This is a genomic window from Massilia sp. Leaf139, assembly GCF_001424165.1.
In the GTDB taxonomy this organism is placed as follows: Bacteria; Pseudomonadota; Gammaproteobacteria; order Burkholderiales; family Burkholderiaceae_D; genus Telluria.
Genome location: NZ_LMOJ01000012.1, coordinates 473,900 through 488,269 on the forward strand (window position 1 = coordinate 473,900; position 14,370 = coordinate 488,269).

At 63.4% G+C, this 14,370-nt stretch carries 16 protein-coding genes; 2 read left to right on the plus strand and 14 right to left on the minus strand.

Annotated elements, in window-relative coordinates; all coding sequences use genetic code 11:
• Positions 1-94 precede the first annotated feature (94 nt).
• The 11 genes from ASF77_RS10715 to tyrS form a co-directional block, all read right to left on the minus strand.
• Positions 95-550, minus strand: a complete 456-nt coding sequence (locus ASF77_RS10715; RefSeq protein WP_056338832.1) for a YaiI/YqxD family protein — start codon at positions 548-550, stop codon at positions 95-97.
• 10 nt (positions 551-560) lie between these two features.
• Positions 561-1,622, minus strand: coding sequence for a Holliday junction branch migration DNA helicase RuvB (gene ruvB / locus ASF77_RS10720; protein WP_056338834.1), 1,062 nt, complete (start codon positions 1,620-1,622; stop codon positions 561-563).
• Between the two features lie 29 nt (positions 1,623-1,651).
• Entirely contained in the window at positions 1,652-2,230 is a 579-nt protein-coding gene (gene ruvA / locus ASF77_RS10725) for a Holliday junction branch migration protein RuvA (RefSeq protein WP_056338836.1), read from the minus strand.
• Positions 2,231-2,254: 24 nt separating this feature from the next.
• Positions 2,255-2,791 carry a crossover junction endodeoxyribonuclease RuvC gene (gene ruvC / locus ASF77_RS10730; RefSeq protein ID WP_056338838.1) on the minus strand — a complete coding sequence of 179 codons (537 nt, stop codon included), beginning with the start codon at positions 2,789-2,791 and terminating at the stop codon, positions 2,255-2,257.
• A 159-nt stretch (positions 2,792-2,950) separates the two neighbouring features.
• A complete protein-coding gene (gene purH / locus ASF77_RS10735) occupies positions 2,951-4,537 on the minus strand; it encodes a bifunctional phosphoribosylaminoimidazolecarboxamide formyltransferase/IMP cyclohydrolase (RefSeq protein ID WP_056338840.1) in 1,587 nt (528 codons plus the stop codon).
• A 92-nt stretch (positions 4,538-4,629) separates the two neighbouring features.
• The gene (locus ASF77_RS10740) at positions 4,630-4,863 is read right to left on the minus strand and encodes a helix-turn-helix domain-containing protein (RefSeq protein ID WP_056338842.1); all 234 of its coding nucleotides are present in this window, start codon (positions 4,861-4,863) and stop codon (positions 4,630-4,632) included.
• 93 nt (positions 4,864-4,956) lie between these two features.
• Positions 4,957-5,982, minus strand: a complete 1,026-nt coding sequence (gene dusB, locus ASF77_RS10745) for a tRNA dihydrouridine synthase DusB (protein WP_082493704.1) — start codon at positions 5,980-5,982, stop codon at positions 4,957-4,959.
• 364 nt (positions 5,983-6,346) lie between these two features.
• The gene (locus ASF77_RS10750; RefSeq protein ID WP_056338846.1) at positions 6,347-7,000 is read right to left on the minus strand and encodes a histidine phosphatase family protein; all 654 of its coding nucleotides are present in this window, start codon (positions 6,998-7,000) and stop codon (positions 6,347-6,349) included.
• Positions 7,001-7,035: 35 nt separating this feature from the next.
• Positions 7,036-7,701 carry a YbhB/YbcL family Raf kinase inhibitor-like protein gene (locus ASF77_RS10755; protein ID WP_056338848.1) on the minus strand — a complete coding sequence of 222 codons (666 nt, stop codon included), beginning with the start codon at positions 7,699-7,701 and terminating at the stop codon, positions 7,036-7,038.
• Between the two features lie 56 nt (positions 7,702-7,757).
• Positions 7,758-8,216, minus strand: a complete 459-nt coding sequence (gene dtd, locus ASF77_RS10760) for a D-aminoacyl-tRNA deacylase (RefSeq protein WP_056338851.1) — start codon at positions 8,214-8,216, stop codon at positions 7,758-7,760.
• On the minus strand, positions 8,213-9,475 hold the full coding sequence (gene tyrS, locus ASF77_RS10765) for a tyrosine--tRNA ligase (RefSeq protein WP_056338853.1): 1,263 nt from the start codon (positions 9,473-9,475) through the stop codon (positions 8,213-8,215). The genes dtd and tyrS overlap by 4 nt, the downstream gene beginning before the upstream one ends.
• 150 nt (positions 9,476-9,625) lie before the next feature.
• Here tyrS and ASF77_RS10770 point away from each other — a divergent pair, with 150 nt between their 5' ends.
• On the plus strand, positions 9,626-10,978 hold the full coding sequence (locus ASF77_RS10770; RefSeq protein WP_056338855.1) for a peptidoglycan DD-metalloendopeptidase family protein: 1,353 nt from the start codon (positions 9,626-9,628) through the stop codon (positions 10,976-10,978).
• 93 nt (positions 10,979-11,071) lie between these two features.
• Positions 11,072-12,169: an anhydro-N-acetylmuramic acid kinase gene (locus tag ASF77_RS10775; RefSeq protein WP_056338856.1), complete on the plus strand. Its 1,098-nt coding sequence runs from the start codon at positions 11,072-11,074 to the stop codon at positions 12,167-12,169.
• A 116-nt stretch (positions 12,170-12,285) separates the two neighbouring features.
• On the opposite strand, the gene erpA is transcribed toward ASF77_RS10775, so the two are convergent.
• The 3 genes from erpA to argC all read right to left on the minus strand — a co-directional run bounded on the left by erpA (position 12,286) and on the right by argC (position 14,290).
• Entirely contained in the window at positions 12,286-12,654 is a 369-nt protein-coding gene (gene erpA, locus ASF77_RS10780) for an iron-sulfur cluster insertion protein ErpA (protein ID WP_056338858.1), read from the minus strand.
• Positions 12,655-12,708: 54 nt separating this feature from the next.
• On the minus strand, positions 12,709-13,107 hold the full coding sequence (locus tag ASF77_RS10785) for a polymer-forming cytoskeletal protein (RefSeq protein WP_056338860.1): 399 nt from the start codon (positions 13,105-13,107) through the stop codon (positions 12,709-12,711).
• Positions 13,108-13,252: 145 nt separating this feature from the next.
• A complete protein-coding gene (argC, locus tag ASF77_RS10790; protein WP_056338862.1) occupies positions 13,253-14,290 on the minus strand; it encodes an N-acetyl-gamma-glutamyl-phosphate reductase in 1,038 nt (345 codons plus the stop codon).
• Positions 14,291-14,370: the final 80 nt, after the last annotated feature.

Below are 14,370 nucleotides of genomic sequence, written 5' to 3' on the forward strand. Positions count from 1 at the left end.
CAGTGGGTTCGGGATGAGACCAGTATCCGGATCGCGCGGCGGCCGCGGTAGACACGGTTGCCATCAGTTTGGGTGACAAATGTCACCCATGAGATTAACTACGCGGACGGTGCCGCGCCAGGTGGCGGTCGAGGGCGTTGGCGAACTGCTGGCGGTCGGACTGGCTGAAGGCGGGCGGGCCGCCGGTGTCGACGCCGCCGCTGCGCAGCTCTTCCATGAAGGCGCGCATCGTCAGCTGCTGGGCGATGGTGTCCTTCGTATAAAAGTCGCCGCGCGGATTGAGGGCGAAGCCGCCCTTCTCCAGCACCTGCGCCGCCAGCGGGATGTCGCCGGTGACGACCAGGTCGCCCGGATGCAGGCGCTCGACGATCTCGGCATCGGCCACGTCGGCGCCGCTCGGCACCTGGACCGAGCGGATGAATTTCGAACCTGGCACGCGCAGCAACTGGTTCGCCACCAGCGTGACCTGGATCTGCGTGCGCTCGGCAACGCGGTAGAGGATGTCCTTGATGACGGCCGGGCAGGCGTCGGCGTCGACCCAGATCTGCATCACCGAAGGCTCATCGTAAATTGTCCCACAGGTCGCCCGTGGGACTGATGCGTGGCGCGGCGACGCCAAAGTGCTGGTAGGCGGCCGGTGTGGCGATGCGCCCGCGCGGGGTGCGCTGCAGGTAGCCCTGCTGGATCAGGTAGGGTTCGAGCACGTCTTCGATGGTGTCGGCCGCTTCGCCGATGGCCGCCGCCAGGTTGCCGATGCCGACCGGGCCGCCGCCGAATTTGAAGAGCACCGCTTCGAGCAGCTTGCGGTCCATGACGTCGAAGCCGACCGAGTCGACGTCGAGCATTTTCAAGGCACGGTCGGCCATCTCCATCGTGATCTCGCCGGTGCCCTTCACTTCCGCATAGTCGCGCACGCGGCGCAGCAGGCGGTTGGCGATACGCGGCGTGCCGCGTGCACGCATCGCGACTTCGCGCGCGCCGTCTTCCTTGATCGGCGCTTCGAGCAGGGCCGCGCTGCGGGTGACGATCTTGGTCAGCTCCGCGACGTTATAGAACTCGAGGCGGGCGACGATGCCGAAGCGGTCGCGCAGCGGATTGGTCAGCATGCCCGCGCGCGTCGTCGCCCCGACCAGCGTGAAGGGCTGCAGGTCGAGTTTTACGGACCGCGCGGCCGGGCCCTCGCCGATCACGATGTCGATCTGGTAGTCCTCGAGCGCCGGATACAGGATCTCTTCCACCACCGGAGAGAGACGGTGAATCTCGTCGATGAACAGCACGTCGTTCGGTTCGAGATTGGTGAGAATGGCCGCCAGGTCGCCCGGACGCTCCAGCACCGGGCCGGAGGTCTGGCGCAGGTTGACGCCCATCTCGCGCGCGATGATGTGGGCCAGCGTGGTTTTACCCAGGCCCGGCGGGCCGAACAGCAGCGTGTGGTCGAGCGCTTCGCGCCGCTTTCTCGCGGCGGAAATGAAAATCTCGAGCTGGTCGCGGATCTTTTCCTGGCCGACGTATTCGTCGAGCTGCTTCGGGCGCAAGGCGCGCTCGATCGCCTCCTCGTTGGGCGAGGCCGGGGCGGAATCGATGACCCGCTGCTCGGTGAAGTTGTCGGTCTGGATGCTCATTATTCAATCTCTGGTTGCTACGGTGCGCGTCAGCCCTTGGACAAGGCTTTCAATGCGAACTTGATGCCGTCGGAAACGGTCGAGCCGGCCGGCAGGTTCTTGGTCGCCAGCAGGGCTTCCTTGTCAGAATACCCCAAAGCCAGCAGGGCATTGAGCACGTCCGATTGGGTGTCGTCGCGCGGCGCGCCGCCGACCACGCCGATGTCGGCGCCGAGCTTGCCCTTCAGTTCCAGCAGCAGGCGCTCGGCCGTCTTCTTGCCGATGCCCGGGATTTTCACCAGGCGCCCCGACTCCTGCAGGGTGACCGCCTGCGACAGGTCGGCCACCGTCATGCCCGACAGGATCGCCAGCGCGGTGCGCGCGCCAACGCCGGTGATCTTGATCAGCTGGCGGAACAAGGCGCGCTCGCTGGCCGTGCCGAAGCCGAACAGCAGGTGGGCGTCCTCGCGGATCGCCTGGTGGGTGAACAGCACCACCTTCTCGCCCGTGTGCGGCAGGTTGTAATAGGTGCTCATCGGCACGTCGACTTCATAGCCGACGCCATTGCAGTCGACCAGCAGTTGCGGCGGCGTTTTGTCGAGCAGGATTCCGGAAATGCGACCGATCATGGTTGGCCTTCTTGTTGTGTTTGGTTAGACGAGACGCCCGTTCTTCATGCGCAGCGCCCCCTTCTGCGGGCTCAGCACATTGAGCAGCGCCAGCGTGTCGTGGCTGTGGGCATGGCAGATGGCGACGCCAAGCGCATCGGCCGCATCGCTGCCGGGCAGGCCGGGCAATTTAAGCAGGCGCGCGACCATGTCCTGCACCTGCGGCTTGGCGGCCTTGCCGGTGCCGACGACGGATTGCTTGATCTGGGTCGGCGAATATTCCGCCACGTCGAGGTCGAAGCCGACCAGCGCGCTGATCGCGGCGCCGCGCGCCTGGCCTAGCAGCAGGGTCGATTGCGGATTGACGTTGACGAACACTTTTTCGATGGCCGCGCACTGCGGGCCATAAGTGGCCACGACTTCGCGCACGCCGTCGAGGATGATCTTCAGGCGCGGCGGCAGCGCCCCCTCCAGGCCGGTCTTGATGGTGCCCGAGGCGATGTAGCGCAGTTTGCTGCCATGTTTTTCAATAACCCCAAAGCCGGTGGTGCGCAGGCCTGGGTCGATGCCGAGGATAATCATTATCGAATGTTATACCGGCCAGCAACGTTCGTGGGAAAAATACTGTGTAAAAACACAGTTGAGGTAGGGTTTGCGCAACCGTAGGGTGGGCGCCCCGTGCCCACCGAACGATGTGGTAACGCGGCATGATGGTGGGCACAGGGCGCCCACCCTACGAAATTAATGGCGGAAGTGACGCGTCCCGGTGTAGAGCATGACGACACCACGCTCGTCCGCCGCGTCGATCACTTCCTGGTCGCGCATCGAGCCGCCCGGGTGAATCACGCAGGTCGCGCCGGCGTCGACCACGACATCGAGGCCGTCGCGGAACGGGAAGAAGGCGTCCGACGCCACGGCCGAACCGGCAAGCGACAGGCCGGCGTTTTGCGCCTTGATCGAGGCGATGCGGGCCGAGTCGATGCGGCTCATCTGCCCTGCCCCGACACCCAGGGTCATGCCGTTGCCACAGAAGACAATGGCGTTCGATTTCACGAATTTCGCCACGCGCCAGGCGAACATCAGATCCTGCAGTTGCTGCGGAGTCGGCTGCTTCTTGCTGACCACGCGCAGGTCGCCCAGACCCACGTTTTTCGCGTCCGGCGCCTGCACCAGCAGGCCGCCGCCGACGCGCTTGACGTCGTACGGGTTCTGGCCAGCGCCGAGGGCGATTTCCAGCAGGCGCACGTTCTGCTTGGCCGCCATGATCTGGCGTGCTTCGGCGGTGAACGACGGCGCGATCAGCACTTCGACGAACAGTTTCGCCAGCGCCTCGGCCGCGCGGCCGTCGACTTCGACGTTGAAGGCGATGATGCCGCCGAAGGCCGAGGTCGGATCGGTCTGCAGGGCGCGGGTATAGGCGTCGAGCGCGTCGGCGCCGATCGCCACGCCGCACGGGTTGGCGTGCTTGACGATCACGCAGCCGGCCGGATGCTGGAAGCCTCCCAGCGACTTGACGCATTCCCAGGCCGCGTCGGCATCGGCGATGTTGTTGTACGAGAGTTCCTTGCCCTGCAGCTGGCGGTAGTTCGCCAGCGCGCCATCGACAGCGGCGACATCACGGTAGAAGGCGGCGCCCTGGTGCGGGTTCTCGCCATAGCGCATGTCCTGCACTTTTTCGAAGGCCATGTTGATGGTCTGCGGATAGGACGAGCGCGTCGCGTGGGCCTTGTCCTCGCCCAGGCTGGTCAGATAGTTCGTGATCGCGCCGTCGTACTGGGCGGTGTGGCTGAACACTTTCTTGGCCAGGCGGAATTTGGTGTCGTAGCTCACGGCGCCGGCGCTTTGTCCGGTGCCCTTCATTTCAGCCAGCACGACGCCGTAGTCGCTCGGGTCGCAGATGACGACCACGTCGCGGTGGTTCTTGGCGGCCGAGCGCAGCATGGTCGGGCCGCCGATGTCGATGTTCTCGATCGCATCTTCCAGCGAGCAGTCATCCTTGGCGACGGTGGCCTGGAAGGGGTACAGGTTGACCACGACCATGTCGATCTGCGGAATACCGTGCTCTTCCAGCTTGGACACGTGCTCGGGGAAATCGCGGCGCGCGAGGATGCCGCCATGTACCTTCGGGTGCAGGGTTTTCACACGGCCGTCGAGCATTTCCGGGAAGCCGGTGTAGTCGGCAACTTCCGTCACCGGCACACCATTGTCTTGCAGCAGCTTGGCGGTGCCGCCGGTGGACAGGATGTTGACGCCGAGCGCGGACAGGGCGCGCGCAAAGTCGAGCACGCCGGTCTTGTCGGAGACGGAAATGAGAGCTTGTTTGATCATGGGGTGGCCACTGGTTGATGAGAATTCTGGTCGGAATTCCGGCGCGCGCTTTGTTCGCCGCGCCGACGCGGCCACGCGTGTCGGAATAAAACTTAGAGCAGTCCGTGCTCTTGCAGCTTCTTGCGCAAGGTATTGCGGTTGATGCCCAGCATCTGGGCCGCATGCGACTGGTTGCCGTCGGCACGCGTCATCACCACTTCGAGGATCGGCTTCTCGACGGTCATCACCATCATGTCGTAGATGTTCGTCGGCTTCTGCTCGCCCAGGTCATTGAAATAGTCCTCGAGGCTCTTCTGGACAACTTCCTGGATACTCTCTTTGCTCATGTCTGCTGCTTCATCCTGGTTAGTGATTGCTCCGCCCGTTGTGCAGGCGGTGTCCCCAAATCGTTCTTGTTGTTTTACTAGTTGTACTAGTTTTTATGCCGCAATTGCTTCTTCGACATTCGATGCGGGCCGGTATTGTAACCGCTCGCCATGACGAAGTTGCGATTCAAAAAAATTATCGACAGCTGCGAGTTGCTCGGCAGTCGATTCCAGCAGGTTCATTTGCTGGCGGAATTCCTCGCCGCCCGGCAAGTCCTCGACATACCAGCCGATGTGCTTGCGCGCGCTGCGCACGCCGATGTAGTCGCCATAAAAGGCGTAATGCGCCGGCAGGTGTTCGTTCATCAGGGCGCGCACTTCTTCCACCAGCGGCGCCGGCAGGTGCTCGCCGGTGCGCAGGTAGTGGTCGATCTCGCGGCAGATCCAGGGCCGTCCTTGCGCGGCGCGGCCGATCATGACGGCATCCGCGCCCGTGTAGTCGAGCACAAATTTCGCCTTTTCCGGGGTCGTGATGTCGCCGTTGGCGACCACGGGAATGCCGACCGCCGCCTTCACGGCGCGGATCGTGTCGTATTCGGCCTCTCCCTTGTAGCCGTCGGCACGGGTGCGGCCGTGCAGGGTCAGCATCTGGATGCCGGCCTGTTCGGCCATGCGTGCAATGGTCAACGCATTCTTGTTTTGGCGATCCCAGCCGGTACGGAATTTCAGGGTCACCGGCACGTCCACCGCCGCCACCACCGCGTGCAGGATGCGCTCGACCAGGTCTTCGTGCTGCAGCAAGGCCGAACCGCACCAGCTGTTGCACACCTTTTTCACCGGACACCCCATGTTGATGTCGATGATCTGGGCGCCGCGCTCGACGTTATGGCGGGCGCAATCGGCCAGGTCTTGCGGGTCGGCGCCGGCGATCTGCACCGCCTTCGGCTCCATCTCGCCCGCGTGATCGGTGCGGCGGCTGGTCTTTTCGCTGGCCCACAGGCGCGGATTCGATGCCGCCATCTCGGACACCGCATAGCCCGCCCCGAGCTGCTTGCACAGCTGGCGGAACGGACGGTCGGTCACGCCGGCCATGGGGGCGACGAAGACGTTATTGCGTAGTGTATAAGGGCCGATTTGCACAGCGGGAAGAGGATAAGAATGGACGGGAACCCGCTATTTTACCTGAACTGCTGCTCAATTTACGGGCAATATTTTTTCCAAACTGTCGCGAACGGGATAATTCGGTGTAGACAAAAGGAAAAGAATTGCTTAGGGATTACCCAATTGGCATGTGGATTGGCTTAAGCAATTGGACGAGCTCGAACTCGCCCGTGGCAGTCGCGCACCGTAGGGTGGACTCTCGAGTCCACGCGTTACGCACGCATGCCTATCGAAACGTACGGAGAATGTCTGGCTGATTAGCCGCCGCACCGCGTGGGCTCGGAGAGCCCGGTGATGCTGTAGGCGATGCCATTGGCATCGCCCACCCCTACAAAACCAAGCTTCAAACGTCGTCGAGCACTGCGGGCTGCAAATGCGCGACCTCACCCCAGCTCACCAGCTCCAGCTTGCCATCGCGCACGATAAACCGGTTGATGCTCGCATTGAGCACCTTGAAATCGCGCGGCGTCTCCAGCGGCAGGTTCAGGGCGGCGCGGTAGATGCACTCGAGCACGCCGCCATGGGCGACGATGGCCAGCGATTTGCCGGGATTGTCCGCCGCCCAGCCCAGCACGGCGCCCGTCACGCGTTCGTAAAATGCGCGGAAGGTCTCTCCCTGGTTCTGCCCCGGCGGCAGCTGGGCATCGACATCGCGCCCCTGCCAGGCCGCGAACTCCTTCGGGAAACGCTCAGCGATGTCGGCGTACAGCATGCCCTCGAAACCGCCATAGCAGCGCTCGCGCAGGCGGCCATCTATATAGAGGGGCTGGCCGCTGAGGTCTCCCAGCGCCTTGGCCGTCTCGCTGGCGCGCGCCAGGTCGCTCGAGACGAGCACGTCGAAGCGTTCGTTGGCCAGGGCTGCGGCCAGGGCGCGCGCCTGGCGCTGCCCTTCTTCGTTGAGGTCGATATCGAGGTGGCCTTGCAGGCGGCGTTCGGCGTTCCAGGCGGTTTCGCCGTGACGGATCAGGACGATCCGGGTGGGGGTGTCGTTGTGCATGCGGTTCGGTAGCGCCCGGTTGTCCGGGCGGGGATTCAGGTGGACAGCGTCGGCGCGATCTCGGGATTGAGCGAATAGACGCCGAAGATCTGCGCTTCGTCGAGGATATGGCCGGTCAGCGCCAGCCGCGCCTCGGCGCAGGTGAAGTTGCCCTCGAGTGGAAACTGCGGGATGTCGAGCGCATAGATTGTAAACACATAAGTGTGAACGCGCTCGTCGTTCCATGGCGGGCATGGGCCGTCGTAGCCGAAGTACTCGCCGGCCATGGTGGGATCGGCCGCGAACCAGCCGGTATAGTCGTTGATGCCCTGGCGCAGCTGGTGTTCGGTGCCGTTTTTCACCAGGAAGGAAACGTTCGGGCCGCTCTTGCCGCCGGGCGTGACCATGTCGGAGAACTGCCCTTCGTCGATGGACTTCAGGCTGGGCGGAATGTCGACCAGCGCCCAGTGATAGAAATCGGCGCGCTTGAGCGAATCGGGCACGCTGCGCCCTTCCTTGTTGACATCGGTACCGTCGGAGGGGGCATCGCCATCCACGCACAGGATCACCAGCGACTGGGTGCCGGCCGGCACTTCGTCCCAGGCCAGGTGGGGATTGCGGTTGTTCGATAAACGCACGTGCGTGGCCGGGTCGATGACCGCGAATGCGCATTCCGGCGGAATCATGCCGCCTTCGGTAAACGAATCACTCCAGATTTTCATCTTCGACTCCACTCGGCCTCCCCAGTAAGTATTGACCGCGCGCGGCGGTACGGGTTTCAACGCGAAACAACGACCGGATCAACACGCAGCCAGATGGTCACCGGACCATCGTTCGTCAGGCTCACCTTCATGTCTGCGCCAAATTGACCGGTTTCAACTTTGCCATGGCGCGCCCTTGCCTGGCGCACGAAATAATCGAACAGGCGGCGCCCATCCTCGGGGCTGGCCGCGGGCGAGAACGACGGACGGGTGCCGGAGCGGGTGTCGGCCGCCAGCGTGAACTGGGGCACGAGCAGCAGCGCGCCTTCGGTGTCGGTCACGCTGCGGTTCATCTTGCCGGCCGCGTCGGAAAACACCCGGTAGCCCAGCAGCTTGGCCAGCAGGGCGTCCGCCTCGCGCTCGGTATCGCCCTTCTCCGCGCACACCAGCACCATCAGACCGCCTCCAATGGCGCCGACCGTGGCGCCGTCGACCACGACGCTGGCGTGGCTGACGCGTTGCAGGAGGCCGATCATGCCGTGAAGGTCACGCGCGCGAACTTGCGCTTGCCCACTTGCATGACGAACTGGCCGGCTTCAACTTTCAGATTTTTATCCGACACCACGTCGCCGTCGATGCGCACGCCGCCCTGGTCGACCATGCGCATGGCTTCCGAGGTCGAGGCGCACAGGCCGGCCGCTTTCAGCAACTGGGCTACGCCCAGGGGAGCACCGGCCACTGCCACTTCCGGCACGTCGTCCGGAATGCCGCCTTTCGAGCGGTTGACGAAGTCGGCCAGCGCGTCCTGGGCAGCCCCGGCCGAATGGAAGCGCGTGACGATTTCCTGGCCCAGCGCCACTTTGGCGTCGCGCGGGTTGGCGCCGCCCTCGACCGCGGCCTTCAAGGCGGCGATGTCGTCGAGCGAACGGAAGGACAGCAGCTCGAAATAGCGCCACATCATGACGTCGGAAATGCTCATCAGCTTGGCGAACATCGTGTTCGGCGCCTCGGTGATGCCGATGTAGTTGTTCTTCGACTTCGACATCTTCTCGACGCCGTCCAGGCCTTCGAGCAATGGCATGGTCAGAATGCACTGCGGCTCCTGGCCATAGTCCTTCTGTAATTCGCGGCCAACAAGCAAGTTGAATTTCTGATCCGTTCCACCTAGCTCAAGGTCTGATTTCAAAGCGACCGAATCATAGCCTTGCATCAACGGATAAAGGAACTCATGCACGGCAATCGGAGTCCCACTCTTGTAGCGCTTGGTGAAGTCGTCGCGTTCCATCATGCGGGCAACGGTGTAGCGCGAGGCCAGTTGAATCATCCCGCGTGCGCCGAGCGGGTCGCACCACTCGGAGTTGTAGCGCATCTCGGTGCGCTCGGCGTCGAGCACCAGGGAAGCCTGACGGAAATAGGTCATGGCGTTTTCCTCGACCTGCTCGCGGGTCAGCGGCGGGCGCGTGACGTTGCGGCCCGACGGATCGCCGATCATCGAGGTGAAGTCGCCGATGAGGAAGATCACCTGGTGGCCCAGGTTCTGGAGCTGGCGCAGCTTGTTCAGCACCACGGTGTGGCCCAGGTGCAGGTCGGGGGCGGTCGGATCCAGGCCCAGCTTGATGCGCAGGGGCGTGCCGGTCTTTTCCGAGCGCACCAGCTTTTGGATGAATTCGCTTTCGATCAGGAGTTCGTCGACGCCGCGTTTGGTGATGGCGAGCGCTTCCTGAACCTTGTCGGACAACGGTAATTGGAGCTTGGAAACGGAGTTGTTACTACTACAAGACGCAGAGTCTGTCATAAATTCTTTGTAGGAAATTGGCTAAAACGGTTGTAGGACGCGATATTTTGGTACAATGCTCGATCCCATCAATCTTGCCGCATGAAAACTTTTTAAAACAACAAGAAAAATAGTAGTGCTAAGTTCAAGCGGTAAATTTTAACTGATTGCATGAACCCTATCTATAAAATCACTGGCAAGCTCGCCAATACGCGTCGCAAGACCCGTATCGTCGGCGCTGGCGCCCTGGCCCTCGCACTGTGCGCATTCGGCGCCGTTGCGACCGCCCCGGTCGTCCAGGACGACAGCGATGTCCAGGTCGTCTCGGTCGCCGAGAACCTGGCCCTCCCTAACCTGTCCGATCAAATCGCCGCCCTCCAGCAGGACGAGCAGCAATTCATCCACGAAGAGCGCGTGCGCTCGGGCGACTCGGTCGGCACCATGCTCGGCCGTCTCGGCGTAAACGATGCCCAGGCCCAGAACTTCATCCGCTCGGACAAACTCGCCCGCCGCATCCTGTCGCTGAAAAACGGCAAGCGCCTGCAGGCCGAAACCGACGAGAACGGCCAGCTGCTGTCGCTGCGCGCCACCCTGACCGACAAGAATAGCGCACCGATGACGCTCACCATCGCACGCGATGGCGACGGCTTCAAGGCCTCCCAGGCCCCGGCCAAGCTCGAGCGCCGCGTCGAAATGCGTTCGCGCGAGATCGTCAACTCTTCCCTTTACGCTGCCACCGACGCCAACGTCGACGGCGGTTCGATCCCGGATTCGATCGTCGGCGAAATCGTCAAGATGTTCTCGACCAACATCGACTTCCGCGGCGACCTCAAGCGCGGCGACCGTTTCAACGTCGTCTACGAAACCTTCTGGCTCGATGGCGAACTGGTCAAGACCGGCCGCATCCTGGCGGGCGAGTTCATCAATCGTGGCGTCAGCCACCAGGCCGTGTGGTTCGAAGACCCGGTCACCAAGGACGGCGGCTACTATAGCCTGGACGGCAAGTCGCTGAAAAAAGCCTTCCTCAAGTCGCCGCTGGAATTTTCGCGCGTCTCGTCGGGCTTCTCGAACCGCGTGCACCCGATCTCGGGCCAGTGGAAAGCGCATAAGGGCATCGACTACGCTGCTTCGCTCGGCACCCCGATCCGCGCCGCGGGCGACGGTACGGTCGAGTCGGTCGGCGTCTCCGGCGGCTACGGCAACATGGTCGTCATCAAGCACTGGTCGAACTACAGCACCGCCTACGCCCACATGAGCCGTTTCGGCAGCGGCCTGCGCAAAGGCGCCAAGGTCAGCCAGGGCCAGATCATCGGCTATGTCGGCTCGACCGGCTGGTCGACCGGCGCCCACCTGCACTACGAGTTCCGCGTCGCCAATGTCGCCCGCGATCCGAACTCGCTGAAGAACCTGATGGCAGCTCCCCTGGACGCCGGTGAAATGGCCCGCTTCCGCATGGCCGCGGCGGACATGAAACACCGCTTCTCGCTGCTGACTCCGGGCGGCAACGCCATGGCTGCCCGCTAAGCATCCGACGCATCCCCTGAAACGCCTTCCGCTGCGCGAGCACGGAAGGCGTTTTTACTTGGGACTCCCCCTTGCCTCCCTTATGATGAGCCCATGATGACCTCTTCCCTCTACATTGGCCTGATGTCGGGCACCAGCCTCGACGGCGTGGACGGCGTGCTCGCCGATTTCAACAACGGCGCGATCCGCACCCTGGACGCCGCCTTTGTTCCCTTTCCCGCCGCGCTGCGCGCCGAGCTGATGGCGCTGCAGGCGAATGGCGCCAACGAGATCGAACGCGAGGCGATTGCCGCCAACGCTCTGGCGCGTGCCTACGCCGCCTGCGTCGCGCAACTGAAGGCGCAGGCGCCGGGGCCGGTCGCCGCCGTGGCCGTGCACGGGCAAACCATCCGCCACCGCCCGGAGCTGGGGTTTACGCGGCAGACGAACAATCCGTCGCTGCTGGCCGAACTGACCGGCATCGACGTGATCGCCGACTTCCGCAGCCGCGACATTGCCGCCGGCGGCCAGGGCGCGCCGCTGGTGCCGGCCTTCCATGCGGCAGCGTTCGGCAAGCCGGGAATCGCCCGGGTGGTGGTGAACATCGGTGGCATCGGCAACATCAGCGTGCTGCACGGCGACGGCCGCGTGACCGGTTACGACACCGGGCCGGGGAATGTGCTGCTGGACGGCTGGATCGGGCGCCACCAGGGGAAGGAATACGATGCCGACGGCGCCTGGGGCGCGAGCGGGGTGGTCGACCCCGCCCTGCTCGCGGCGCTGCTGGAAGAGCCGTATTTCCACCAGCCGGCGCCGAAGAGCACCGGACGCGATCTGTTCCACATAAAATGGCTGGACGAGAAGCTGGCGCGCTTTGCCGGCCTGGATGCCGCCGACGTACAGGCGACGCTGACCATGCTCACCGCGCGCACGATCGCCGACGCCATCCTGCACGAAGGCGTGGCGGCCGAGGCGGTGTATGTCTGCGGCGGCGGCGCCTACAATGGCGCCCTGCTGCGCGCCCTGCACGCCGCGCTGGGCGGCAAGACGCCGGTGGAATCGACCGCTGCGCTCGGCATCGCCCCGAACCGGGTCGAGGCGCTGGCGTTTGCCTGGCTCGGCTACCGGTTCAATGGGCGTCAGCCGGGCAATATGCCGGCCGTGACGGGAGCGGCGGGGCTGCGCATTCTGGGCGCGTTATATCCCGCCTGAATGGTAGGGTGGGGGCTTGTGCCCACCCTACAAACCTCATCAGCCCACAAAAAACAAATCCGGGCAGTGCCCGGATCTGGTAGCGACATCCGGCCAGGCCGGATTGCGCGTCACGCTTACGCCGAGAACGACGAGCCGCAGCCGCAGGTGCTGGTGGCGTTCGGGTTCTTGATGACGAACTGGGCGCCTTCGAGGTCGTCCTTGTAGTCGATTTCGGCACCGACCAGGTACTGGTAGCTCATCGAGTCGATCAGCAGCTGCACGCCGTTCTTCTCCATGGTGGTGTCGTCTTCGTTGACGATTTCGTCGAAGGTAAAGCCGTACTGGAAACCCGAGCAGCCGCCGCCTTGCACGAAGACGCGCAGCTTCAGGTCGGGATTGCCTTCTTCCTCGATCAACTGGGCCACTTTCTGGGCAGCGCTGTCGGTGAAGACGATGGGGCTAGGGATGGTGTCAAAGTCAACTGCTTCGGCCACGGCGGTCATGGATAAACTCCTGATTGGATTCAAATTTATTCCATTATAGACGGTTCGCGCCGCTCATGCTCCCGACGCCTCCGCCACTGCCAGATGAAACACGGGTTCGCCCGTGGGCTGGTGCGTCAGCTTGCCCGTCACCAGGGCGCCACCATGCATTTCCAGCAGTTTGTAATGGACATCCCCATGAATGCGGCCTTTCGGCTGTAATTCAAGTAGTTCCGTCGAATGCACCGACCCGGCGATGAAACCGTTCACCACCAGGTTGGCGCAGCGTACTTCCCCCTCGATGCGCGCGTGCTCGGACACGATCAGCACGCTGTCCACACCCTCGCTGGCGATCACGTTGCCGTGTACCTCGCCATCGATACGCAAGCCGCCGCTGAAGCACAGGTCGCCTTCGATGCGGGCGGCGATGCCGATCAGGCTGTCAATTTCGCTTTTTGCGTTGCGACCGAACATGGTGGCACCCCTGTGAGATAGATGAAGCGGATCGGAAAATACCGACCAGCGCATCGGTCAATTTACCGCTCTCAACAGTTGCCACCTTGATCTAGCTCTGTTCCATTAATGCACGCTGGAAACACAACAGCGTCGCGCTTTTCGATCAAGGCAGCAGTGCGATCTGCTGCAGCCCGGTCGTTTCTTCGAAGCCAAACATCAGGTTCATGCACTGCACGGCCTGGCCCGAGGCGCCTTTCACCAGGTTGTCCTGCACCACCAGGATAACGACGGTGTTGCCGCCGTCCGGACGGTGCACGGCCAGGCGCAGCATGTTCGAGCCGCGGGTCGAGCGCGTTTCCGGATGCGAGCCGAAGGGCATGACGTCGACAAAAGGCGAATCCTTGTAGGTGTCCTCGAACAGGGCTTGCAGCTGCTCGTCCGTGACTTCCTTCGTCAGGCGCGCATACAGCGTGGCGTGCATGCCGCGGATCATCGGCACCAGGTGCGGCGTGAAGATCAGGCCGACCTTGTCGTCGGTATAGCGCTGCAGCTGGGCCGAGGTTTCCGGGGTGTGGCGGTGGCCGGCCACGCCGTAGGCCTTGAAATTGTCGCTCGATTCCGAGAACAACGTGCCGATCTCCGCCTTGCGGCCGGCGCCCGAGACGCCCGACTTCGCATCGGCGATCAGGTTGCCGGCGTCGACCAGGCCGGCCTTCAAGAGCGGGACGAAACCCAGCTGCATCGTGGTCGGATAGCAGCCCGGATTGGCGATCAAGCGCGCGCCCTTGATGGCCTCGCGATTCAGTTCAGGCAGGCCATACACGGCTTCCTCGATCAGCTCGGGCGCGGTGTGCTCGATCTTGTACCATTTTTCGAAGCTGGCGCGATCCTTCAGGCGGAAGTCGGCGGCCAGGTCGATGACCTTCACGCCGGCTGCCAGCAGGGCCGGCGCCTGCGCCATGGCCACGCCGTGCGGGGTGGCGAAGAACACCACGTCGCACTGGGTGAGATCGGCCTTGTCCGGCGCCGAGAAAGCCAGGTTCACGCGCCCGCGCAGCGACGGGAACATATCGGCCACCGGCAGGCCGTCTTCCTTGCGCGAGGTGATCGCGGTCAGCTCCACATCGGGGTGGACGGCCAGCAGCCGCAGCAATTCCACGCCCGTGTAACCGGTTCCGCCAACGATGCCAACTTTGATCATGTTCTTTCCTTTGAATGTGAAAATCTTACGATGGCCGCAATTTTAACAGTCCATTCCATTCGCAGTGGCGCGGACGTCCT